This is a genomic window from Acinetobacter sp. DSM 11652 (assembly GCF_900109815.1).
Taxonomy (GTDB): Bacteria; Pseudomonadota; Gammaproteobacteria; order Pseudomonadales; family Moraxellaceae; genus Acinetobacter.
On sequence record NZ_FOBK01000014.1, the window covers coordinates 1 to 23,532 of the forward strand.

The 23,532-nt window shown below is 39.4% G+C and carries 24 protein-coding genes; 9 read left to right on the forward strand and 15 right to left on the reverse strand.

Annotated elements, in window-relative coordinates; all coding sequences use genetic code 11:
- On the reverse strand, positions 1-308 hold a 308-nt coding region (locus BMW42_RS12560; RefSeq protein WP_171260729.1), incomplete at its 3' end, for a transposase.
- A gap of 116 nt (positions 309-424) precedes the next feature.
- Between BMW42_RS12560 and BMW42_RS12565 the strand changes: the two genes are divergently transcribed.
- Positions 425-691 carry a hypothetical protein gene (locus BMW42_RS12565; RefSeq protein ID WP_092768375.1) on the forward strand — a complete coding sequence of 89 codons (267 nt, stop codon included), beginning with the start codon at positions 425-427 and terminating at the stop codon, positions 689-691.
- 672 nt (positions 692-1,363) lie between these two features.
- On the opposite strand, the gene BMW42_RS14990 is transcribed toward BMW42_RS12565, so the two are convergent.
- The 7 genes from BMW42_RS14990 to BMW42_RS12600 all read right to left on the reverse strand — a co-directional run bounded on the left by BMW42_RS14990 (position 1,364) and on the right by BMW42_RS12600 (position 5,929).
- Positions 1,364-1,480, reverse strand: coding sequence for a hypothetical protein (locus tag BMW42_RS14990; protein ID WP_416224331.1), 117 nt, complete (start codon positions 1,478-1,480; stop codon positions 1,364-1,366).
- A gap of 16 nt (positions 1,481-1,496) precedes the next feature.
- Positions 1,497-1,832 carry a transposase gene (locus tag BMW42_RS12575; RefSeq protein WP_092768285.1) on the reverse strand — a complete coding sequence of 112 codons (336 nt, stop codon included), beginning with the start codon at positions 1,830-1,832 and terminating at the stop codon, positions 1,497-1,499.
- Positions 1,833-1,860: 28 nt separating this feature from the next.
- Positions 1,861-2,175 carry a helix-turn-helix domain-containing protein gene (locus BMW42_RS12580; RefSeq protein ID WP_092768287.1) on the reverse strand — a complete coding sequence of 105 codons (315 nt, stop codon included), beginning with the start codon at positions 2,173-2,175 and terminating at the stop codon, positions 1,861-1,863.
- Between the two features lie 150 nt (positions 2,176-2,325).
- Complete coding sequence (locus tag BMW42_RS12585) at positions 2,326-2,805, reverse strand: GFA family protein (protein ID WP_092768289.1); 480 nt, start codon at positions 2,803-2,805, stop codon at positions 2,326-2,328.
- Between the two features lie 153 nt (positions 2,806-2,958).
- On the reverse strand, positions 2,959-4,128 hold the full coding sequence (locus BMW42_RS12590) for a zinc-binding dehydrogenase (RefSeq protein WP_092768291.1): 1,170 nt from the start codon (positions 4,126-4,128) through the stop codon (positions 2,959-2,961).
- 153 nt (positions 4,129-4,281) lie between these two features.
- The gene (locus BMW42_RS12595; protein WP_092768293.1) at positions 4,282-5,484 is read right to left on the reverse strand and encodes an MFS transporter; all 1,203 of its coding nucleotides are present in this window, start codon (positions 5,482-5,484) and stop codon (positions 4,282-4,284) included.
- A complete protein-coding gene (locus tag BMW42_RS12600) occupies positions 5,477-5,929 on the reverse strand; it encodes a RidA family protein (protein WP_035265310.1) in 453 nt (150 codons plus the stop codon). Before BMW42_RS12600 ends, BMW42_RS12595 begins: the two co-directional genes overlap by 8 nt.
- 66 nt (positions 5,930-5,995) lie before the next feature.
- Between BMW42_RS12600 and soxR the strand changes: the two genes are divergently transcribed.
- Positions 5,996-6,496 carry a redox-sensitive transcriptional activator SoxR gene (gene soxR, locus BMW42_RS12605; protein WP_092768295.1) on the forward strand — a complete coding sequence of 167 codons (501 nt, stop codon included), beginning with the start codon at positions 5,996-5,998 and terminating at the stop codon, positions 6,494-6,496.
- Between the two features lie 53 nt (positions 6,497-6,549).
- On the opposite strand, the gene BMW42_RS12610 is transcribed toward soxR, so the two are convergent.
- Complete coding sequence (locus BMW42_RS12610) at positions 6,550-7,473, reverse strand: DMT family transporter (protein WP_092768297.1); 924 nt, start codon at positions 7,471-7,473, stop codon at positions 6,550-6,552.
- A gap of 797 nt (positions 7,474-8,270) precedes the next feature.
- On the opposite strand from BMW42_RS12610, the gene BMW42_RS12615 reads away from it, so the two are divergent.
- The 3 genes from BMW42_RS12615 to BMW42_RS12625 are packed head-to-tail and all read left to right on the forward strand — an operon-like array spanning position 8,271 to position 11,182.
- On the forward strand, positions 8,271-9,398 hold the full coding sequence (locus tag BMW42_RS12615; protein WP_092768299.1) for a Re/Si-specific NAD(P)(+) transhydrogenase subunit alpha: 1,128 nt from the start codon (positions 8,271-8,273) through the stop codon (positions 9,396-9,398).
- Between the two features lie 11 nt (positions 9,399-9,409).
- Complete coding sequence (locus tag BMW42_RS12620; protein WP_092768301.1) at positions 9,410-9,733, forward strand: proton-translocating transhydrogenase family protein; 324 nt, start codon at positions 9,410-9,412, stop codon at positions 9,731-9,733.
- 3 nt (positions 9,734-9,736) lie between these two features.
- Positions 9,737-11,182, forward strand: coding sequence for an NAD(P)(+) transhydrogenase (Re/Si-specific) subunit beta (locus tag BMW42_RS12625; protein WP_092768303.1), 1,446 nt, complete (start codon positions 9,737-9,739; stop codon positions 11,180-11,182).
- Positions 11,183-11,223: 41 nt separating this feature from the next.
- Here the strand turns inward: BMW42_RS12625 and BMW42_RS12630 are convergent, their stop codons facing one another.
- From BMW42_RS12630 to BMW42_RS12655, 6 genes are all read right to left on the reverse strand, one after another.
- A complete protein-coding gene (locus BMW42_RS12630; protein ID WP_143047418.1) occupies positions 11,224-11,841 on the reverse strand; it encodes a GNAT family N-acetyltransferase in 618 nt (205 codons plus the stop codon).
- A gap of 103 nt (positions 11,842-11,944) precedes the next feature.
- A complete protein-coding gene (gene rsfS / locus BMW42_RS12635; protein ID WP_035265319.1) occupies positions 11,945-12,352 on the reverse strand; it encodes a ribosome silencing factor in 408 nt (135 codons plus the stop codon).
- Between the two features lie 99 nt (positions 12,353-12,451).
- A complete protein-coding gene (locus BMW42_RS12640) occupies positions 12,452-13,225 on the reverse strand; it encodes a hydroxypyruvate isomerase family protein (protein WP_092768307.1) in 774 nt (257 codons plus the stop codon).
- 12 nt (positions 13,226-13,237) lie between these two features.
- Positions 13,238-14,113: an NAD(P)-dependent oxidoreductase gene (locus tag BMW42_RS12645; RefSeq protein WP_416224332.1), complete on the reverse strand. Its 876-nt coding sequence runs from the start codon at positions 14,111-14,113 to the stop codon at positions 13,238-13,240.
- 35 nt (positions 14,114-14,148) lie between these two features.
- Entirely contained in the window at positions 14,149-14,937 is a 789-nt protein-coding gene (locus tag BMW42_RS12650; RefSeq protein ID WP_092768311.1) for a crotonase/enoyl-CoA hydratase family protein, read from the reverse strand.
- A 110-nt stretch (positions 14,938-15,047) separates the two neighbouring features.
- The gene (locus tag BMW42_RS12655) at positions 15,048-17,852 is read right to left on the reverse strand and encodes a GacS-like sensor histidine kinase (RefSeq protein WP_092768313.1); all 2,805 of its coding nucleotides are present in this window, start codon (positions 17,850-17,852) and stop codon (positions 15,048-15,050) included.
- A 151-nt stretch (positions 17,853-18,003) separates the two neighbouring features.
- On the opposite strand from BMW42_RS12655, the gene cysM reads away from it, so the two are divergent.
- The 4 genes from cysM to BMW42_RS12675 are packed head-to-tail and all read left to right on the forward strand — an operon-like array spanning position 18,004 to position 23,499.
- On the forward strand, positions 18,004-18,924 hold the full coding sequence (gene cysM / locus BMW42_RS12660; protein WP_092768315.1) for a cysteine synthase CysM: 921 nt from the start codon (positions 18,004-18,006) through the stop codon (positions 18,922-18,924).
- A 16-nt stretch (positions 18,925-18,940) separates the two neighbouring features.
- Positions 18,941-19,762 carry a 3'-5' exonuclease gene (locus BMW42_RS12665; RefSeq protein WP_035265329.1) on the forward strand — a complete coding sequence of 274 codons (822 nt, stop codon included), beginning with the start codon at positions 18,941-18,943 and terminating at the stop codon, positions 19,760-19,762.
- A gap of 9 nt (positions 19,763-19,771) precedes the next feature.
- Positions 19,772-21,139, forward strand: coding sequence for a 23S rRNA (uracil(1939)-C(5))-methyltransferase RlmD (rlmD, locus tag BMW42_RS12670; protein ID WP_092768317.1), 1,368 nt, complete (start codon positions 19,772-19,774; stop codon positions 21,137-21,139).
- A gap of 53 nt (positions 21,140-21,192) precedes the next feature.
- A complete protein-coding gene (locus tag BMW42_RS12675; protein ID WP_035265331.1) occupies positions 21,193-23,499 on the forward strand; it encodes a RelA/SpoT family protein in 2,307 nt (768 codons plus the stop codon).
- Positions 23,500-23,532 lie beyond the last annotated feature (33 nt).

Below are 23,532 nucleotides of genomic sequence, written 5' to 3' on the forward strand. Positions count from 1 at the left end.
ATATACTTTTGTCTTCTACAAAGTGTACTGTAATCTGGCGCTGTCCAATTTAATCCGCAAAGTTTAATCAGACTTTGCACAAAGCCAGTGACCATACGTAAAGACAGACGAAATAAGGATTTAATCATTAAGCAGCATTGGATGGCTGCGTCGGAGTAGGTTTGATTTCGTCCTTGTTTGCCTTTTGATAGAGCATACCATTGCGTAGTAGGATCAAACCAAATGGCAATATTTCCGCGATTAATGAGTGCTCGGTTATATGCGGGCCAATTGGTTGTGCGGTAGATTTTGTGTGTAGGCTTCTTCATTTGAAAATTATATGGCTGAAGAAGCCCTTAAGAATAGCTTTGTGAAACAAAGCCTAATGGAACTAAAACACATTATTTATTTGATAAGAATGGGAAATATACTGGGAAATGGTGTTATGAAAATATTTTTATCAGATGTACAACAAGTATTCAGCGGCTTATTGACCCATAAAATCAGTCGAGAGGAAGCTGAAGAGTGGGCAAGAATAAGGAGGAATGCGCTTGACCATAATGAATTGTTTTTTGATCCTCCTACTGAAGAGGAGCTTCTATGGAAAGCAATAATTTATTTGAGTGGTGTAGCTTTAAAAATATCACCTGAGGAATATATGGAAGATGATGATGGTATCAAAGAGATGTTTAATACTTATTGGTCAAAGTGATGTGGCGTCATGTATTAAACTGGACGGTATATTTAGCCAGACTTTGAGGAAGTTTAATACACTGCTTTATCGAATAGATAAAGGATGTGTGGATATGGGCTATGAAGCCAAATGTGGGTTTTCAAAATGATGAGTGGTTTTAAAAACCCAGGAGACTTTTTACTCATTTTGACTTATTTTTTTATTTTTCAGGCTACATTGACTCTCTTTGGTTGGCAATTAAAAGAGAAAAGAGAAAAGATATTGAACTGGAATATTGTAATTGGCTCGCTTCCATTTGTACTCAGTATTGAATTGTTGTTTGATCACTATCAGAATTCATTTTTTGGGGAACTAACATTAATTCTCACTTATTTTTGTATATGTTTTGCTTTAAATACATTTTTTTGGATATTTAGTTTTTTATTTAAATTAATTCTACTTAAAATTAGATGGTATTTTTTTTCTTATATCAATGTTATAGGCGGTTGGATATTTTCAATATTAATTTAAATATTATCAGAAGCTTTGGCTTTGTTATATAAATTTTTTTATATGAATAAATCTTTATTAATTATAGGAAATATAATTTTTTATTTTAATTGATTTGAATCAGGCGGTTATGAATTATTGTTTGAAACAAAGCCTCTTGGTTATTATATTTTTTTGCTTGGTATAAATATTAGGGTTCTTTCATAAATCATTTTTACTCAGTTCTAAATTATAAATCCCTGCGATTAAACTGAATCTTAATCCCAAACTTTTGCCACGGTTGCGATATCGCTCAGCAAGGATTTTGAAGGTCTTCAAAGTCCCAAATACATGCTCAATTCCAATTCTTCTTTTCTTGATTGTAAACTTTTAGCTCGGGATCTAGTTTACAGTACTTTTTTGCTTTTAATGGAAATAGACTATTTGGATACACCGTATAAATCCCTTGATAGCCTTTATCTGCAAGGATAAAAGACCCTTTAGGAATTTGATTCATGTTGCGTTTGAAAAGCTCGAAATCATGTACAGCACCACAACTCGTGCATAAACTCAGAACTTGCTGTGTTCTATAATGGATAAGGGCTTGTACTTTGAAAGTATGAGCTTTCTTCTTACCACTATAGCTTTTCTTCTGTTTTTTTAGGTCTTTGTATTGGAATTTCTGTAGCATCTACGATCACCACATTCCAGTCGATACCTTAGCCTTCAGGCAAACTCTTGGGTAAATTAAATAGATTGGACTTGATCAGGCAATCCTCTACGTGGAGGACGATTCTTGAAGCAGTAGGCTCTGACATACCATAACTTGTTGCGACATGAAACAATGTTCGATATTCACGCCAATAACTTAAGCACAGAAGGATTTGATCTTCTACACTTAACTTAGATGGTCTACCTTTAGCAGGTACAAGCATTTTTAGCTGTTCAGCCATTAAATCAAAGGTTGACCATGAGATGCCTGTATATCGCTTAAAATGTGTTTCAGAAAGCTTCTTTGAGTCGATGTATTTCATTCGAAAATTATGTATGAATATTTAAAATTATTCGGTACAAATAATCAGTAAAGGATAGATCTTTTTTCGATTTATGAAAGAGATCTAATTTAAATTTTTCAATCATTGGTTTAAACAGTGTTCAAGTGAAGTCATATTTTATTAGTGATTTTATTTTAGGATTCTATTAGTTAACCCTTTTAAAATAAACTTAGCTGCTTGAGTTTGACTCTGGATAAAACCATTATATTTTGGCAAATCATCAGCTACATCTTGCACACGACGATGGTAAAAAATATGCATATTTTCAGGGGGAACTTGCGAGAAGTCTTTTAAGTTCCATTTAGGAATAAATACCAACTGATCTAATATTCCAAATTCAATAGAAGGGGAATGACATTGTTTGCATATCCCACGACGGATATTGGGTGGTGATTTCAAACGTTTAAAATTAGTCTGTTCAATATTTAAATCACAAACATCTTGTTTCAAGAATACTAAAACATCTGAAAATGCCTTACTTGTATATTCTTGGCAAACTTGGCAGTGACAAATAAAATGTGCGATAGGGGCATGAGAAAAGCGAAAAGTATTTGCGCCACAAGAACAACTTGCTTCAACATTGAAAGGCATGTGATTTACATTTGACATAAAACTTCCTTATTTAAGATCTATTCATAGATGAAATTAAAAATTTAAAGTTCGATTGAGTATCATGCAGGATGAATGAGGGAATCTGATGAAGTCTGAATCTTCTAGTTAAAATTCCATGAGCACTGATATCGTATAGAACCTAAAGAATATCTAAAGTGCACTGATATCAGATCCGATCTTTTTGGGGTCGACCAAAATTTTAGCGTGTTGTTCAGGATCACCTAAGGCCTGAAAAGCATCTTTAACTCCTGCAAGACCTACAACGCCCGTTATCAGAGGAGAACAATCAATTTGACCTTCAGCGATCATATGGAGCGCGTCTCTGAACTCCAGTGGCGTATAACCAATCACAAACTGGATTTCGATTTCTTTGTTTAAAGCCAAAGCGGGTTCGATGCTGTCGGATTGCATACATACACCCACACCGATAATTTTAGAAAATAATGGCGCACCGTTAATAATCTGTTGAAGGATGCCTGGCATCCCGACACATTCAAAAATCACAGGACGTTTGGGTAAAGCACCTAATTTGTCAGCCACACGCCACGCATGCCACCATGGAATATGCATAGACTGAATCTTTTCAAAAATACCGATCCCATAGTTAATCGCTTCAGAAGCATCACCCAATAAACCGTATTCTTTCCAACTCTCAAAAGGCGATGATTGTTTAGGATCAATGACGACATCTGCGCCACAAAGTTGAGCCAGCCGACGGCGATTTGGTGAAAAGTCACTGGCAATAATTTTTTTAACACCAATCGCTTTGAGCATTAAAATGACACCTAAGCCTACTGGACCACAACCAATAACAATTGCAGGTTCTGATTTCTTTATTCTGCTCCGACGTACTGCATGTAAAGCAACCGCCATTGGCTCGGTCATTGCCGCAAGATCGGGATGTAATCCATTTGGCACCGCAAACATGAGTTGAGATTGCACCAAGATTTGTTCGGCATAACCACCAGAAGCTTGAGGGGAAAGACCAGTCGCTTGATAACACCACTGATCAACTTTCAATAGTGGCATCGCACAAACTAAGGTATCTATTTTAAATTTTTTTCTAGTTTTAGGACCATAATCTAGAACACGACCGCAAAATTCATGCCCCATGACAAAACGGTCTGTTGACTTTGCAACACCTTTTAGACCCACTTTAGCCGTAAGTTCATGCATGTGGTCACAACTATGTTGCATATGTAAATCACTGCCACAAATACCACATCGCACAACTTCTAATAAAGTTTGTCCTTGTGATGGTGTTAGATGGCTGACATCTTCAAGTGTTAATTCATTTTGATGACATACAACAGCTTTCATTCTTGTCCACGAATATTTTTTATAATGATAGTGAACAGTGTGTGTGATTACGCACAAGAGATACACAGCTTTAGAGGACTGAATGATGACTGCAGAGGCTAAATTATTGAAAAAGCCTCCATTTATAGAGGCTTAACATGCATATTTTATGAGCTAGCTGAGTTGGGCTCGATGATAACGTTGATCCACTAGCGTGAATAGTGCCGTACAACTGACCAGAATTAATCCTACGATACACGCCATTGCCCATCCACCATGATCCCAAGCATAAATTCCTAGCGCGGAACCACTTGCGCCACCAATAAAATAGCTGGTCATATAAAGTGAATTTACACGAGATTTAGCATCCGGTCTTAAATTAAAAATCACATTCTGGTTGCTACTATGCACCAATGCTAGACCGAGATTCATCAGTCCAAAACCGATGATATAGCAACTTAAATAGAATGCACCTAAATAAAGGAATATCCATGCGCTACCTAGGATTAAAATGCCAAACCAAGTGATTTGTTTGACGTAACCACGATCGGCGATCTTACCAATTTTCTTGGTGGACAAGGCGCCAAATACGCCAACCAGAGTGACTAAACCCACCATGACATCTTCAAGAGAAAAAGAGGATTTAAGTAAAATAGAAATGGTGGAGAAGAGGATGCTCATCGTTGCAAATGCAAAGGCACCAATGATAGAGCGATAGATTAAACGAGGCTCTTCTTTAAGTAGCAACCCCATGGATTTAAACACAGCATAATAATTAATTTTAGAGCTAGGAATATAAGGCAGACGAATATTAAGTACCACAGCGACCATTAACATCAAAATTCCACTGACGATATAAATGAGCTGCCAATTAAATAAGTTGGATAACAAACCAGCTAAACTGGTCGAAATCAAAATACCAACCAATAATCCGCTCATCAGTAACCCGACCACTTCGCCTGTTCGTTCTGGTCGAACCGCCATCGTGGCAAACGGAATCAAAATTTGTGCTGCAACCGAGAAAAGCCCAGTGATAATTGTGCCAGCCCATAACATATAAAGGTTGAGCGAAAAAGCACAAATAAATAATCCCACTGCTGCAAAGAACATTAAAAATGGGATTAATTTCGTTTTATTGAGAATATCACCAAGTGGTACGATAAAAAGCAGTCCGACAGCATAAGAGACTTGAGCCAAAGTAACAGTTAATGCCACATCTGTTGCAGGGGCATTAAAGTAAAGTTGAACAGAGTGAATTAAGGGCTGCGAATAATAATTAGCGCCTGCACAAATACCACAAGCAATGGCCATCAACCAAAGTAAAGCAGTGTCATTCGTGATGTCTTTTTTATTTAAATCGTCAAGATCGTTATACATGAATAAATGGCTCAGTGGATGAGGAGCAGTAAGCTGTGGCTTCGATTTCAATTTGCATGGCGTCTAATGCCAAGCGAGACACAGGGATTAGTGTGCATGCTGGGAAATTTTGATCTTTCCATATTGTATTCATTTTCAGATTTAACAGGTGATGTTTTTGTTGGTCAAAATTGACAATCAAAACGCTTAGAACAGCAATGTTATAAAAGTCGATATGTGCATAGCTGAGAGCGATTTTGAGATTTTCGAAGACTTGGTTGAGTTGTTCTGAATAATCAGTGGAATAATGTCCTTCGGCATTTTCACCACCTTGACCTGATATATGAACGACTGTGTTGAAGTGTTTGACCTCACAGATGTGGCTATATCCAAGTTGCCTTGGAGAATAAAGCTGAGGCGGATTTTTAGTGGTTAAACTAAACGTTGGCTTATTTGGTTTTGTCATTCTATCGTCTCTGTATTAAGCTTAGAAAAGAATTATGAAAGCTCAACTTAACTTGAGGTCAAGAGCATGGAAGAACAAAAATTACAACAGTGGCTCAGTATAGGCGCGTTAGCTGCTCGAAGTGGTGTATCGGTCGCAGCACTCAGATTTTATGAAGACAAAGCACTTATTTGGAGTGTGCGGACGGAAGGAAATCAACGGCGATATCCACGATATATGCTGAGAAGGATTGCCATCATCAAAGTGGCACAGCAGGTTGGGATTTCACTCTCTGAAGTGAAGCAAGCATTTAACATACTCCCTAAGAATAAAACCGCGACTAAATCAGATTGGACCGCATTATCGAGTGCATGGCAAAAAATTTTAGATCAAAAAATCTTAAATATGCTTCAACTTCGTCAACAACTGGATTGGTGCATTGGTTGTGGGTGCTTATCTTTAACTGAATGCCCACTAAGAAATGAAAATGATCAAATGGGGTCTACATCGTCGGGTTCTCACTTTGTTCCACTCGACATTAAATTTGACGATAATCAAGGTAAAATAGAAATTCACTATGAAGACTAAGCTTGATCGTGAAGCGCTATTTTGAAATTTGAACTGTGAGGTTAATGTTGTCTTTATTTCAGTTTAGTTTTGGAAAGCGTAATCATCATCACGCCCAATATATTCAGCGCACAACCAAACCATTGAATCATATTCATTGATTCCCCTAAAAAGATAGTCGCCAATATAATGGTCAGAATTGGTCCGAGTGAACCAATCATGGCTGTTTGAGAAGCACCTAAACGAGCAATACTTTGCGCAATGAGAATAGTTGGGATCACCGTTACCCCAATGCCTAATGCAACACCATATCCGATTACTTCCATGGGTTGTTGAAGGATATTGGATACAGGGCTTGGCTGAGCAATAAAATAGTGAAGAATCGTCCCTAAGCAGGCGATAGACATCGCTAAGCCTGTAAAATTCCAGGATCCAAATTTCTGAATTAATTTTGGAGTCATTAATAGATAACTTGCAAAGCAAATCGCACTTGCGAAAACTAAACTCACACCTAGCCAAAAATTACTTTCATGAGGCACATTGCTTTGTTCTTGGAACATCACAATAAGCGTACCGCCATAACTTAGTCCAATTGCAAAAATAGTCTTCAGTGAAAGAGGATGTTTGAAAATTACACTTGATGCAATTACTGTCATGGTGGGATATAGAAATAGGATAATACGCTCCAAAGAGGCACTGATGTACATCAGACTCATAAAATCGAGCCAACTTGAAAAATAATATCCAATCAAACCAGCAACGAGGAGTAGTGCCCAATCCTGCGCTGAAAATCCACGATTACGGTGTCGGTTCAACCAACAAATAAAAAGAAAAACGGGTAAGGCACTGAGCATCCTTAAGGCAACCAGCAATGTTGCATCAACATCTTCAGAAACTGCATAAGCTTGTTTGATTAAGATCGCTTTACTACTAAACAAGAATGCTGCCAACAGCGCATATAAACTCCCTAACTGAGTGGGAGTCAGCTTAAGTACCATAAATGTTAAAAATCAATTTTAAATAATGAAAGTATAAGCCAATCTTCATTTTAAGCTCTAAAATTCAATCTCTAATTTTCGCTTAATCACCTACCTAGCGACATAAGGAGTTTTGATTTTTTGTTTAAATGCATCATTGTGGTGCGTAATATGAAAAAAACAGTGGTCTATCAACCCAAAAAATACATCAAAAAAATATTTCAAATTTTTTTTGCACGGTTTGTAAGCATTCTTTTCAAGAATCTGTCATCTTGTATTTCATCTTTAAGCCAAAATCTAAGCCCAATGTGTAAACCTAGATTTATCTAAATTTTGTCTTATTTATAATTTTTAAGAATGTCGTGAGAATTTGAATCGATTAGTCTGATTTTTTGTCAATTCGGCAAATTGAGATTTATGAGAATGAAAGAAGCAACTAAAAATGTGACATGCACGGCGCTTTAACACAATCAAAAGGGATAAAAAGAAAGCTAAAAAATGTCAGAATGATCAAAGCTTAATAAAGTCAAGCTCCCTATACTGACGATAAATTAGAAAAAAGTTTCTTTTTTGTTAAAAAATGGATCGAAAATTAAACGAATATGAAACTATTTTTTATGAAAATGATAGATCAAATACCATGAAATTTTGTGATGATTGTGAATCATGAGTTCAAAATGAGGGTATTTATTAAATAAATATTGGGTGGTAATTTAAAAAAGTTCAATTAGAATCCAAAAAATTCACATGAATACATCCAGGGGTATATCGCAGGAATGCGATATCTACTTTAAAAAAAATTAGCTTGAGGAATGCTCATGCAGATCGGAATCCCTACCGAAACTGTAGTTGGTGAAAGTCGTGTAGCTGCGACACCAGAAACAGTAAAGAAGTTAATTGGTGCTGGTCACAGTGTCGTTATCCAACGTAATGCAGGTGTTAAAGCTGCTTATATTGATAGTGCCTATGAACAGGTTGGTGCAAAAATTGTTGATGATGCTTATACCGGCAGTCAATTGGTTTTAAAAGTTCGCGCACCTAAAGGCGAAGAAATACAAAAATTAGCCCCAAACACCACAGTGGTTGCGATGTTTGATCCGTACCGTAATACGGAACTTGATCAATTCGCTGCTCAGCAAGTGTCTGCATTTGCACTTGAGTTATTACCACGTACGTTATCTCGTGCCCAAAATATGGACGTGTTGTCATCACAAGCAAACTTGGCAGGTTATAAATCTGTGCTTCTTGCGGCGGCAGAGTACCAACGTATGTTCCCAATGTTAATGACAGCGGCGGGTACGGTTAAACCAGCTCGTGTAGTCATCATGGGTGTTGGTGTAGCAGGCTTACAAGCGATTGCAACAGCCAAACGTTTAGGTGCTATTGTTGAAGCGACAGACTTACGTCCAACAGCTAAAGATCAAGTTGAATCTTTAGGCGGTAAATGGTTAGACGTACCAATGTCAGCAGAAGAGCAAGCGCGTGCTGATGAAGCTGCTAAAAATGGTTATGGTTGGATGCCTGGTGAACAATATATTAAAGACCAAGCTGCAATTGTAGACAAAGCGGTATCGAATGCTGACATCGTGATCACGACGGCGCTTTTACCAGGTCGTGCTGCACCGCGCTTAATTAAAGCTGAAACAGTTGCCAAAATGAAACCAGGTTCAGTCATCCTCGATATGGCAGTTGAAACTGGCGGTAACGTTGAAGGTTCAAAATGCGGCGAAACTGTTGTGACTGATAATGGCGTGAAAATTTTGGGTGTCCCAAATATTCCAGCGACCGTTTCTACAGAAGCTTCAGCGCTATATGCACGTAACGTTTATAACTTTGTTGAAACGCTTTTTGATCAAGATAAAAACTACAGTATCAATCAAGAAGACGAAATCCAAAAAGCATTGCTTGTCACTCATGGTGGTCAAGTGCTGTTGAAGCGTGGCTAAGGAGACTGATCATGGTTGAAACTATTACAATTTTTGTCCTCGCAATCTTCGTAGGTTATTACGTTGTTTGGGGAGTGACACCTGCGCTTCACACGCCACTGATGGCCGTAACGAATGCATTGTCTTCAATTATTATTGTCGGCGCGATGATCCAAACTGTTGGTCTACCTGTTATGGGTGTTGAGGGGGCTGTGAGTTTCGATACCATCAATGTGGTGAGTGTATTAGGTGCGATCGCTGTTTTCTTAGCAAGCATTAATATTTTTGGTGGCTTCGCTGTAACCGCTCGTATGCTTGAAATGTTTAAGCCAAAGCAAAAGAAAAAAGAGGGTTAATACATGGAATTTATTCGTGAGTATGCGGATTGGTTTTACCTAATCGGTGCCGTTCTTTTTATCTTAACTTTGCGTGGCTTGTCTGGTCCTAAGACAGCAATTGCAGGTAACCGTTACGGTATGATTGCAATGGCAATCGCCGTGTTAACAACTTTCTTTGTTGCTGATAATCCTGTGGTATGGATGATTGTCGGTGCAATGGTATTGGGTGCGGTCGTTGGTATTGCTCGTGCTCGTACAGTGCCTATGACACAAATGCCAGAAACAGTTGCTCTCATGCACTCACTCGTGGGTCTTGCTGCAGTGTTGATTGCGATCGCTGCAATTATTCACAACAACAAGCTCATCGAGCTTGAGCCAGACTTACTGGCTGCAAATGGTGTGAACTTCCATGAAATGAGTCGCGTACATTTATTCGAATTATTCGTAGGATGTTTCGTTGGTGCCATTACATTCACTGCATCGGTATTTGCTTATGGTAAATTGGCGGCAAAGAAATGGGCAAAAACGATTTCAGGTGTATGGGTTAAACCTGTTCAAGCTTTGATTTTTATTGCGATGCTAGCAGCAGGGATTCACTTCTTCTTGACGAGTAACATGACCTCTTTCTGGGCAATGACAGCACTTGCTTTAGCCTTTGGTTGGGTATGGATTGCACCTGTTGGTGGTGGTGATATGCCAGTTGTGGTGTCTTTGCTTAACTCATTTTCTGGATGGGCGGCAGCAGGGATTGGTTTCACGCTTGAAAACAACATGTTAATTGTTGCAGGTTCGCTTGTAGGTTCATCAGGTGCAATTCTGTCTTACATTATGTGTAAAGCAATGAACCGTTCAATCATCAACGTATTGTTTGGTGGTGCAATGGGTGGTGCTGCAGCACCGACAGCAGCAGCTGGTGCAGCAGTTCAACGTAACTACCGTTCTGGTTCTGCTGATGATGCTGGCTTCTTAATGTCAAATGCAGACAGTGTTGTTATTGTACCGGGTTATGGTATGGCGCAAGGTCGTGCTCAAAATGCGGTGAAAGAGCTTGCAAACTTATTGAAAGAGCAAGGTGTAACTGTACGTTTTGCGATTCACCCAGTGGCAGGTCGTATGCCTGGTCATATGAACGTTCTTTTAGCTGAAGCAGATGTTCCGTACGAAGACATCTTAGAGATGGATGAGATTAACTCAGACTTCCCAGCAACAGATGTGGTATTGGTCATCGGTGCGAATGACGTCGTTAACCCTGCAGCGAAAGATGATCCAAACTCGCCAATTTATGGTATGCCTATTCTTGAAGCACATAAAGCTCGTACCATTATGGTGATCAAGCGCTCTATGGCAACAGGTTATGCGGGTCTTGATAATGACTTGTTCTATAACGACAAAACAATGATGATCTTTGGTGATGCGAAGAAAGTTGTTGAAGATATGACGAAAGCCATCAACGGTACAGGTCACTAATTCATAGCTTGTTTTTAAAAAACCACCTTCGGGTGGTTTTTTTATTTTTCATGCGTAGGTTTTCGCCACATTCCCCAAATTTCAGGTGCATCGTAGGGCAGATCGCGAAGGTGAAAGATCACTTCAAACCCATAATGACGATAGAGTCCAACATTGCTTGGTGTTGCAGTTTCTAAATAGCATGGGATATCGTTTTGATCGCTCTTTGTGAGAATAGGTGCTAAGACTTTGCTGGCTAAGCCTTGTCCTTGGTGGTCAGGACTTACACCTATGAGTTGTAAATAATAATGCGCCTCACCGGGATGATGTTTCTGCACCAGATTAATGATGTGAATAAATTTCACCAGTTGTCTTAAACCGATAATCTTCGTTAATTGAGGGAGTAGTTTAACCTGCTGAATGAGGTTTAAATCCCACTGATTTGGCGGAATCCAAAGTGCAGCAACTGAGCGATCGGGATTGGTATAGACTTCATCATATGGTTGAGCGATATCTTTCAATTGGATACTAAAGAATTGCTCAAGTTTTGTATGTTTTTGTTGGAAACTCAGTTTTTCAGCTTGGATCGCCCAGTTGCAAAACTCTTCGTTCCAAAAGGATTGCATTAATGTTTCTACCAATGCATCGTGATCTATTCTTGTGGCTTTTATCATGGTCATATCAAGGTAAACCAAATTAGTGAGTTCTTTTTTGTTGGCTTTATTGTTATTAATATAAAATGCACAGTATAAAAAAGCGACCAAGAAGGTCGCTTTAATATGTTTATGCTACAGAATCTGTAGTTGAAGCATTACGCCATAAGTTTTCTAGATCATAAAACTTACGTGCTGTAGGTAACATCAGATGTACTACAACAGTGCCAAGATCAACAAGGATCCATTCTGCATCGCTTTCGCCTTCAATACCGATAGGGCGAAAACCTGCTTTACGTGCTTCATCAGCGACGTTGTTTGCAAGCGCTTTCACGTGACGTGTAGAAGTACCTGAAGCAATGACAATTGCATCTGCAACATTGCTCACTTCGCTAACATCAATCGTTGTGATTTCTTTTGCTTTAACGTCAAGCAATGCTTCTTGAACAACTTTTAAGCAAGCTTGAACGTCTTGTTTTGGAGAATTCAAAGAGAGTTCGTGAGAATTAGAAGCGCCGGGCGATGGTTCTAAATTCATGAGAAGTGTATTTTCCTGACTATAACTCATCTTTCACTATAGCGCTTTCTGCTTGAAAATTCAAACTTTGAACAAATTTTATACCACAATATGATGATATTAAAGAAGTTTATTTTTCCATTCGAAAGAATCTGTTGAATGAGATTGGGGGCGATATTCGGCTGCGACAAATCCTTCATACATGCTATTTGCAATGCATTCAAAAATAGCGGGATAGTCAATTATCCCTGTGAGTGGTTCATGGCGACCTGGTACATCTGCAAATTGGATATGCCCAATGTGTTGCATATTTTCTTTGAGTGACAGAATCAGGTCTTCTTGCATTCTAGCCATGTGATAGCAATCGAATTGCATTTTTAGAGCTGGATGATTGACGTCTTTCAGTAACTCTTTGGCTTGATGCATTGTTTGAATCATGAAGTTGGGCATATCAAAGCCATTAATCATCTCAAAAACGGGTTGAATCCCATGCGCTGTGAGGATCTCGCTGACATATTTAAGATTTGAGACCAAGGTTTCATAGCAGACCTGATATTCAACATTATCTGGTTGCTTACCAGCCAAAATATTCACTCGAGGTATATTGAGTGAGCATGCATATTCAATCGCTAAGTCAACAGCTTGTTTAAATTCATCAGTTTTACTTGGGATACTTGCTAATCCGCATCCGCCTTGCATTAAATCTCCGGCAGGAACGTTGATGAGACACAAGCTAAGTTGATGTTCATTAAGTTCATGCTGAATTTGCTCAATACTCAGCTCATATGGAAATTGAATTTCTACATGTTGGAATCCATATTCAGCAGCTAGCGCAAAGCGTTCAATGAGTGGAACTTCTGTAAAGATCATCGATAAATTAACAGCGAGCTTCATATTGAATGCGACCTATTTATTATTTTGTTCAACTTGCAGAATGACTGAGGCAAGGTCTGATTCAGAAAAGCCATTGGATTGATGCGCTTTCAATTGTTCTAAGGCTTGTTGAGCGACAGGAATATTAAGGTCAAATTTTCGAGCCAAACTCAAGGCGTTATTTAAATCTTTAGACAGGGTCTGAACTTTCCATTGCACAGGCTCAAACTCATGCGTTGCCATACGTGGTGTTAAAATTTGAAAAGGTTTAGAGTCGGCGAATCCACCTGCTAAGGCGGGTGCAAGCAGTTGAGTATCAACACCCGCCTGATCTGCTAAAGCAACAGCTTCTGCGATAAGTGTGCTATTTGCAGCAACGATCAGTTGATTACAAATTTTGGTGGCTTGTCCTGTTCCAGTTCCACCCATACAGGTTATACGCTGTGAAAGAACTTGATACATTGGTTGTAAAGATTCGATGATGCTCGATGGTCCGCCAGCAAAAATAACTAAACTGCCATTTTCAGCACCAGCTGTTCCACCTGACACAGGAGAATCTATCCAATGCGCTGATTTAGCAGTTGCACGTTGTGCAAGATTTTTAGTTTTATCCACAGATAGACTCGAGAAGTCCACAATAATCTGCTCGGGTTGAATCAGTGATTCAATTTGAGAAAAAACAGCCTCTACCGCATTGTCATCGGCTAAACAAGTTAGGATCAGATCAAATTGTGCTATCTCAGAGAGTTGAAGGGGATGTGCCCCAAGCTGGATTAACGGCTCACATGCGTTTGGACTTCGGTTCCAGACAGCAGTGTAAAACCCAGCCTGTATCAATCGAGTCGCCATTCTGCTACCCATTAAACCCATACCTAAGAATGCGATTTTAGTTTGACCGTTAATCATTATTGAAGCTAATCCCTGATCTAAGTTTGAAAACCAATTTATTTGAATTGACGTGGTAGAAATTCCAAATCTGGATTTTTATCTTTTTTACGCGCAATTTGACTGTTTTTGCCAAGGAGTAATTTGAGTTGCCAAATTTTCTCAAGACGAAGTGATTTTTTGGGTGCGTGTTCCATCGCATCTAAGACTTGTTTTACTGCAGCTAAGGCATCAGGTGAGCGCTGCAACATTTCGTCGGCAAGCTGTTGAGCTTTTTGCATCGGCGCGTTATCAACATGTGTGATCAATCCAATTTCTTTGGCATATTGACCATCAAATACACGTGCTGTTAATGATAATTCTTTGGCTAGGTCGACTCCAATAATACCTTTGATTGAGCGTGTTAACCCCATATCTGGAACTAAGCCCCAACGGGTTTCCATAATCGACATTTGGGTGTTGGGGTGAGCAATTCGAATATCAGCCGCTAAAGCCAATTGCATACCTGCACCGAAGCAATACCCTTCAATAGCTGCAATGACTGGAACAGGGAGTTCTTGCCAGATTAAAAAAGCTTTTTGAAATAGACTTTGACCAGGCTTAATGAGTTCCCATGCGGCATAAGCACGATTTTGTGGATTATTCAGGTCTGTTAAATCAATACCTGCACTAAATACGTTGGCTTCACCAGTGAGAATCACACAGCGGATAGTACGATCAGATTTAATTTTTTTTGCGACTTGCACCAACTCTTTCAAAAGTTGAAAGCTCATCGCGTTACGTTTGTCGGGACGATTCAGAAAAACCGTCGCAATTCCATTATTTTTTTCTACACGTATTACAGCCATTATTGTGACTCGAGTTTATTGTTCCTTGTTTTAAGCATAACATGTCCAAAATAGACTGTCGTGACAGTAGAGTCATCACGTATTGCCTAATACAGTGCGTTGATCGTCTATTAATGATTCAAAATAGACTCGGCTGCTTCTTTTACTTGTCCAATCGCATCTTTTAATTCATCCAGTCGTTTCATCACATTTTCAATAAATTGCTCATCTGCTTTTCTACGCTCTTTACGCAGCGTTGAAACGAACTGTTCAAATTCACCTGTGATGCTTTGTAAATTCGGAGTGCCGACGTAGCGTGTTGCCCCATACAAACGGTGTAATACATGTTCGAGCTGCGGATAATCTTCAAGTTCGATGAGTTGTTCTATTTCAGCAAGTTCATTCGGGAAGCTGTCCACCAGCATCTTCAATAAATCTTGTGCTAAGTCTTCTTTATTCGCTGCCAATTGAACGCACTGTTTCCAATCTAAAACCTGATGATCTAAGGTTTCGATACGTAAAGTTTTTTCTTGGGATTTAATTGGATGAATAAACTTATCACTGCTCCAATGGGTCAGAATTTGAATAATCTGATCCATTTGGATTGGTTTGGTGACATAGTCATCCATGCCAACTTTAAGCAACTTTTGTTTCTCATCTGCTAAAGCATGTGCTGTGAGTGCAATGATTGGTGTGTGACGTCCCTCGATGGTGGATTCTAACGATCTGATCGCACGAGTCGTATCGATGCCAGACATCACTGGCATTTGAATGTCCATAAATATCAGATCAAACGGCTTTTCATCATTTTGAATCTGTTGTTGTAAAATTTGTAGTGCCTCTTGTCCACTTTGCGCTTTAGTTGTTTGAACATTAATTTCGCCGAGCAAAGCTTCTAAAACGATTAAGTTTGGTAGATGATCGTCTACTGCAAGTATATGTAAATTAAGGGCTTTAAAGTTATCATGAGGTTCAACTTCAAATATTGGCTGATTTTCCAAGAGCTGAATTAATGATGAGCGGCTCAGAGGTTGATACAGTGGCCTCGCTTTGTATTCATTCAACATGTTGAGGTCGAGCGCCATCTGATAGCCATATACGGCTAAGTGACCTTGATAACGTCCGCGAATCTCTTTTAATAAAGCCTCTGGATCACCACTGTGATCTACAATCAACCACGTATTTTCAGGTTGATGTGTCAAACCGTTTAGACGGCTGAATAAATCTAGAATGGATTGAGCTTCTGTGTGTTCAACACCATAATTTTCTAAATAATGACGTAAAACATTCGCAGTTGCAGGGTGGGCTAAATAGGAGATGACACGCATGTCATGGAATTGCGGATGAATAATTTCATATTCATCAACCGCAAATTTCGCAGTAAACCAGAATGTTGAACCCTTTTCAGTTGGGGCGCGTTCTTGGTTATCTTCAAAGCCAATTTGGCCATGCATCAGATTAACCAATTGTTTTGAGATTGCTAACCCTAAACCTGTGCCACCAAATTGACGAGTAACGGAAGCATCGCCTTGAGAAAATGATTCAAATAACCGTTTACGATCTGTACCACTTAATCCAATACCACTATCTTGAACACTGAAATGCAATAGGCAATGTTCTAGATCGTCATGCTCCATGCGAACACGTACAATAATTTCACCATCAGGAGTGAATTTGATGGCATTTGAAATCAGGTTAGTCAAAATCTGTTTACAACGTAAAGCATCGCCAATCACATACTTTGGAATGTTATCGGCATAGTAGAAGGCCATGTCGATATTTTTTTGGGCGGCTAATGGCGACAACATGTCCATAACATCGAAGATCGCTTCTTCTAAATCAAATGATGCGGTTTCTAATTCAAGTTTACCGGCATCAATTTTTGAAAAGTCTAAGACATCATTGATCAGTGCTAAAAGATGTGCAGAGGATTTGCGAATCGTTTGCAAATACAGGCTTTGATCATTGCTGAGATTCTCTTGGCGCAATAACAAGTGAATAAAACCATCGATACTATTCAGCGGGGTACGCAATTCATGACTGATATTGGCAAGAAAAACAGATTTTGCCTGATTGGATGAGATGGCCTGATCGCGTGCTTGTTTATAAGTAATATTTTGCACTTCAAGTGTATCAAGCGTACGTCTTAAATCGTCTTCGGTCTGCTCGGTATGTTCCTTCAGCTCTAAAAAGCTGAAATGTAGACGCTTCACGACATTCGCAATATCACGTTGGAGTAACCTTAACTCGCCAGTACTATTGATGACCATGTGTTGGTCGAGTGTGTCTGCATTGAGTCGCTGTAATTGCATACGTATTTCGTACATAGGCGCAATCCAACGTCGTGAATAAAAGTTCAAGCACAGTAATAAGAGTAAAAGTGTCAACAAACCCGTCGTGATCAGTACAATGAAAACACGATATTGAGAGATGGCGAGAGGTTGATTATCTAGCTCGATAACAAGCCATTTTTTACTTTGATCAGGCGTATTTAATGCTAAGCCATAAATATGATTATGTTGATCTTTAATCGGACCAAATGTTTGTACATTGGTCGGGAAGCTAGGCCAAGGTTTTTCATTGCGATAGCCTAACCCAAAATATGGTTTTTGTTGTTGGTCTAGGACTGCGACACTGAGTAAATATTTTTCATTAAACATCTTTTGTAAGATGCTTTTAGCGCGGTCTTGTTGCGCTTGTGAGGGGTTTTTTTCAAGCGCAATAAGTAGGTTTTCTGTCGTGTATTTATAACGACTTAAAATTGCATTTGCGGCAAAGCGTTGTTCTGATTTTGCAGAATTGGAGGTTTCTGTGAGCACCAGTGCAGAGCCGACGCTTGCCAGTACTGCAATGGGGACAAAAATAAGGGCAATCAATTGCCCATAAGCATGGTTTAGTTTTAAGCGATTGAAGATTTTTTTATTCAAATTCGACATGTGCAGAGTGACTCATTCCCCATGTTAGGCATATTAGCACGCTTTAAAAAAATGATGGTGCTTTAATCACCCTCATTAAAAAGCCTTTGAAATTGATGCAGTGAGATACTTTTTTTCATACAATACCTGCACCTCAATATAGGTGCAAATAATGAGTAATACACAAGTAGATTTTCAATCAGACGATTTTTTATTAGACCACTATGTGGGTAAAACCCCATTGGTTAGGTTACAGCGTCTGGCAAGTCATACTCAAGCGACTGTATTGGCAAAACTGGAAGGTAATAATCCAGCGGGCTCTGTCAAAGATCGCCCAGCATATAACATGATCATGCAAGCTGAAAAACGTGGTGACATTAAGCCAGGTGATACGCTGATCGAAGCGACTAGCGGTAACACAGGTATTGCATTAGCCATGGTTGCGGCAATGCGTGGCTATAAAATGAAATTGATTATGCCTGCAAGCTCTAGTCAAGAGCGCAAAGATGCAATGCGTGCGTATGGTGCTGAGCTTATTGAATCCGAGAATATGGAAGAAGCTCGTGATATCGCATTGCAAATGGAAAAAGATGGTCTAGGTTTAGTACTCAATCAATTTGGTAATCCAGACAATGTCCAAGCACACTATTTGACAACTGGTCCAGAAATTTGGCAACAAACTGGCGGTAAAATTACGCATTTTGTAAGTTCGATGGGAACAACGGGAACCATCATGGGGATTTCAAAATACCTCAAAGAACAAAATCCAAATATTCAAATTATTGGTCTACAGCCATCTGAAGGGTCGAATATTGCTGGTATTCGCCGTTGGCCTCAAGAATATTTACCGACGATTTTTGATGCTTCTCGTGTTGATCAAATTATGGATATTCCACAAATTGAAGCTGAAAAAATGGCTCGTCAATTGGCACGTAAGGAAGGAATTAGTGCTGGTACTTCTTCTGGTGGTGCAGTTTGGGCATCAATAAAAATCGCTGAACAACATCCTGGTGCTGTGATTGCGTGTATCGTGTGTGATCGTGGTGATCGTTATCTCTCTACGGGGTTATTCTCTGTAGAAGATGAACAATAAATTCGAGTAAATCTATATGCGCTTACCTGTTTTAGTGTTTGATATTGAAACATTGACCGATCTTAAATCAGGAGCGCATCTATATGGCTTAGATTTACCAGAAGATAGTATTGAACAAGCGCTGAGTAAGTTAAGACGTCAAGAAGCGGGCACTGACTTTCAGCGACTTGCTTTACATGAAATTGTCTGTATTTCAGGACTATGGATTGATGAAAAGGCAGGAATGAAATTATTTTCATTCAGTCGTGAACATTATTCAGAACCTGAAATTTTACAAAAATTTCTATCAATTTTTGATAAACGTAATCCGACTTTAGTCAGTTGGAATGGCTCCCAATTTGATCTGCCTGTTATTATGTATAGAGCAATGTATCATGGGTTGTCTGCGCCAAGTCTGTTTGATCAAGGCGAAATTGATACACAAAAGCGCTATAATAACTACCAGAATCGTTACCATCATCGTCATATTGATTTGATGGATTTTATGGCAATGTTTAATGCGCGTCACTTCCAAAAACTGGATGATGTCGCTTATATGCTCGGTTACCCGGGTAAGCGCGGAACACCAGGTTATTTTATCCCTGAATATGTTCGTAACAATAATTGGATAGAATTAACCAGTTATTGTGAAGGGGATGTTTTAAACACATGGTTAGTCTATCTACGCTATGTATTGTTAAAAGGACAGATTTTGCCTGAAGATCATCGTCTCTGGATTCAAGCGACGATTCATTATCTTCAAGGTCAACCACAGCAAACAGAATTTTTGCGTATTTGGCAAGAAACTGCTGAAAAAACTGACTTCACCGCTTCGGATTTTAAATCAACTCAACATTAGGTTATCTCTTTGAAACAACGTGCCGCACATCGCTCATCTCAACTTCCTCGTTATACATTTACAGTTGAGAGACTTTCACACGAAGGGCGAGGGATCGCACATTTTCAAGGACAGGAACATCCTCAAGACAAATTGGGTAAAAAGGTCTTTATTCGTTTTGCACTGCCAGGAGAAACAGTAGAAGCTCAAATTACCCATCAGGCAAAAAAATTAGAAGAAGCTGATTGTGTGCAGTTGATTGGGGCGCCGAGTCCAATTCGTACACAGCCAGTTTGTCCACATTTTGGAAAATGTGGAGGCTGTAATATGCAGCACATAAAATTAGATGAACAAATTCGTTTAAAACAATCAGTTTTAGAGTCGCATCTCACCCACTTTGCAGGTGCTCTTCCAGAGTCGTGGCTAGAACCATTGCGTTCGACACGTGAAGATTATCGTCACAAGGCTCGTATTGGCGTTCGCTACATTGCTAAAAAAAATAAATTAGTCATGGGTTTTCGTGAGGCTCAATCTAATCAGCTTACTGAAATTAAAACCTGCAAAATTTTAGATGCAGAGCTAGATGCTGCGTTACCTCACCTCAAGGTACTCCTTGAAAATCTAAAAGCAAAAGCAGATATAGGTCATATTGAATTGGCGAAAGGAGATCAAGAGGTTGCACTTTTGATACGTCATACCAACAAATTACTGCAAAATGATGTCAACCAACTGCGTGAATTTGCGTTAGAAAGATCATGGCAGCTTTATTTGCAACCAGCTGGTGTAAGTAGTGTTCATCGTGCGGATGGTGACCTATCTGAGCGATTACATTACTCACTACCTGATTTTAACGTGACGTTTGGTTTTAAACCGACTGACTTTACTCAGGTGAACCCCACCATTAATCCACAAATGGTGAAGCTGGCATGTGAATTGCTTGACCTGAGCGGAAATGAGCGTGTTCTTGATTTATTCTGTGGTCTAGGGAATTTCTCATTGCCACTTGCACGTTCTGTAACACGGGGTGAGGTCGTCGCGGTGGAGGGAAGTGAGGAAATGGTGATGCGTGGGACAGAAAATGCACTGAAAAACGGCATCACAAACGTAAAATTTTATGCTCAGGATTTAACGCAAGATTTTTCGCAACATTCTTGGGCAAATCAAGGGTTCGATGCACTCTTAATAGACCCACCACGCGCTGGAGCTGAAGAAATTATGCACTATGTGCCAAATTTTGGTGCAAAAAAAATCGTCTATGTTTCCTGTAATCCTGCTACATTAGCACGTGATACAGGGATTTTAGTACAACATGGTTATCAGTTGAAGAAAGCTGGTGTGATGGATATGTTCAGTCATACAGGCCATGTTGAATCTATTGCTTTATTTGAAAAAAGCTAGTGCTAAGTGTTGATTTAATAAAATGAAGATTAGATTTAAAAAAGGAGAAGGGTATGGTCACAGTACGTGAGCAGTTACCTGGACGACTGACTGAGTTGTCTGAGGAAACGACTGTAGAACATGCCGCTGAAGCGCAACTTGGTTTAGCAACTTGGCTAGACCGTGCGCGGATTATTTTAGACGGTGCAGAACTTAAAAAATTAGAAGAAGTCGCTCTTAGTGTTTTAAAAAAAGAACTGACTTCTGATCACCATCATAAAACCAATACCTTCGCGACTGGCTTAGGTATGGCAGATATTTTGGCTCACCTACATGTTGATGAAGATACTTTGTCAGCAGCGATGCTTTATCGTAGTGTGCGTGAGGGCATGACGTCGCTTGAGGAGATTCGTAAAAGCTTTGGTGAAAGTGTCTACAATTTGGTGAAAGGCACTTTGGCAATGGGTAAGTTGTCAGAGCTGATCGAAAAAAATAAACGTTTAGAAGATCACTTCAATAATAATCAGCGTGAACATTTAACTGGGATTTACAAGATGTTGATCTCAGTAACAGAGGATGTTCGCGTTGTATTAATCAAGTTGGCTGAGCGTACGCTGGCTTTGCGTGAGTTGGCAAACTCTCCAAAAGAGCGTCAAGAGCGTGTCGCACGAGAAATTTTGACCATTTACTCGCCCTTGGCGCATCGTCTTGGTATCGCGCAGTTAAAATGGGAACTTGAAGATCTTGCGTTCCGTTATTTAGCACCAGAGCGCTATAAAGAAATTGCATCTTTACTCAATGAAAAACGCTTAGAGCGCGAACAATATATTCAATTCGTGGTCGATAAGCTGAAAAGTGAGTTGTTGAAGCATGGCATTGAGGCTGAAATCTCAGGTCGTGTGAAACACATTTATTCGATTTATCGAAAAATGAAAAGTAAGAACTTAAGTTTCGATCAGCTATATGACATTCGAGCTGTTCGTGTACTGGTTCAGAATGTATCTGAGTGTTATCACGCTTTGGGGATCGTACATCAAATCTGGCGTCATATTCCCCATCAGTTTGATGATTACATCACTAACCCAAAAGCCAATGGCTACCGTTCTTTACATACTGCAGTGATTGCTGAAAATAAATCTTTAGAGATACAAATCAGAACCACTGAAATGCATGAAGAAGCTGAGTTAGGCGTTTGTTCTCATTTCAATTATAAAGAAGGTGCCAAAACTACAGATTATTCATTTAATCATCGTTTGCACTCTTTACGTTCCGTGCTTGAACATTATCAAGAACGAAATGAAGCAGGTGCGCATCCGAATGAAGACGAAACTGAAAATTTCAATCAGCTTCAAGATTTTGAAGATTTTGAAAAAATTTATGTTTTTAGTCGTGATGGTGACATTAAAGAATTACCGCGTAATTCAACCGTTTTAGATTTTGCATATCATGTGCATACTGAGGTTGGTAATAAGTGTTATGCAGCACGTGTGAACCAACGTTATGTGCCACTGACTTATACATTAAAAACAGGTGAACAAGTCGAGATTCTGACCAAGAAAGATCGTGAGCCAAATCGTGATTGGTTGGTGAACTCTTTAGGTTATATCAAGACAGCACGTGCAAGAGACAAGTTGCGCCATTGGTTCAGACAGCAAGACCGTAGTAAGAACTTAGAAGTCGGTCGAGAGATTCTCACCAAGGAATTATCACGTCTTGCAATTCACCCAAAAAGTATTGATTTGAGTGATTATTGTGCTCACTTTAACGTTAAAACAGGTGAGGACATTCTTGTATCCTTGGTGAGTGGAGATATCAGTCTTCATGCATTGATTAATCAAGTCAATCGTCATATGCACTTGGATCAAGATGAGCCTGAGTTAGTGCTGAAGCCAGCATTAAATCCACGGGCGAGTCATACATTATCAGCGCATGGGATTCTGATTGACGGTTTGGATAATGTTGAACTACATATTGCACAATGTTGTCAGCCTGTTCATGGTGAGTCGATTGCTGGATATATCACACTCAATCGTGGCGTGAGTATTCATAAGGTGGCTTGTCCGGATTATGTGCGTATGATCAGCCAAGAACCTGAACGCGCTGTTGAAGCAGATTGGGAAATGCAACCGACAAGAGGACAGAGTGTCCAAATTGTGGTTGAGGCTTATGATCGTCGAGGACTGCTGAAGGATCTAACCCAAGTGATTTTTTCAGATCAGATTAATATTCGCCAAGTGAATACCATTTCCGAAGCGGATGGTATTGCCAATATGAAGCTGTTGATTGAGGTTAAAGGTTTGGCTCAATTGTCTCGTTTATTAGCTCGATTGGAACAGCAACCAGGCATCATTAGCGCAAGACGTTTGGTTCAAGGAAATTAAAAAAAGCCTGCTTTAGCAGGCTTTTTTATGACT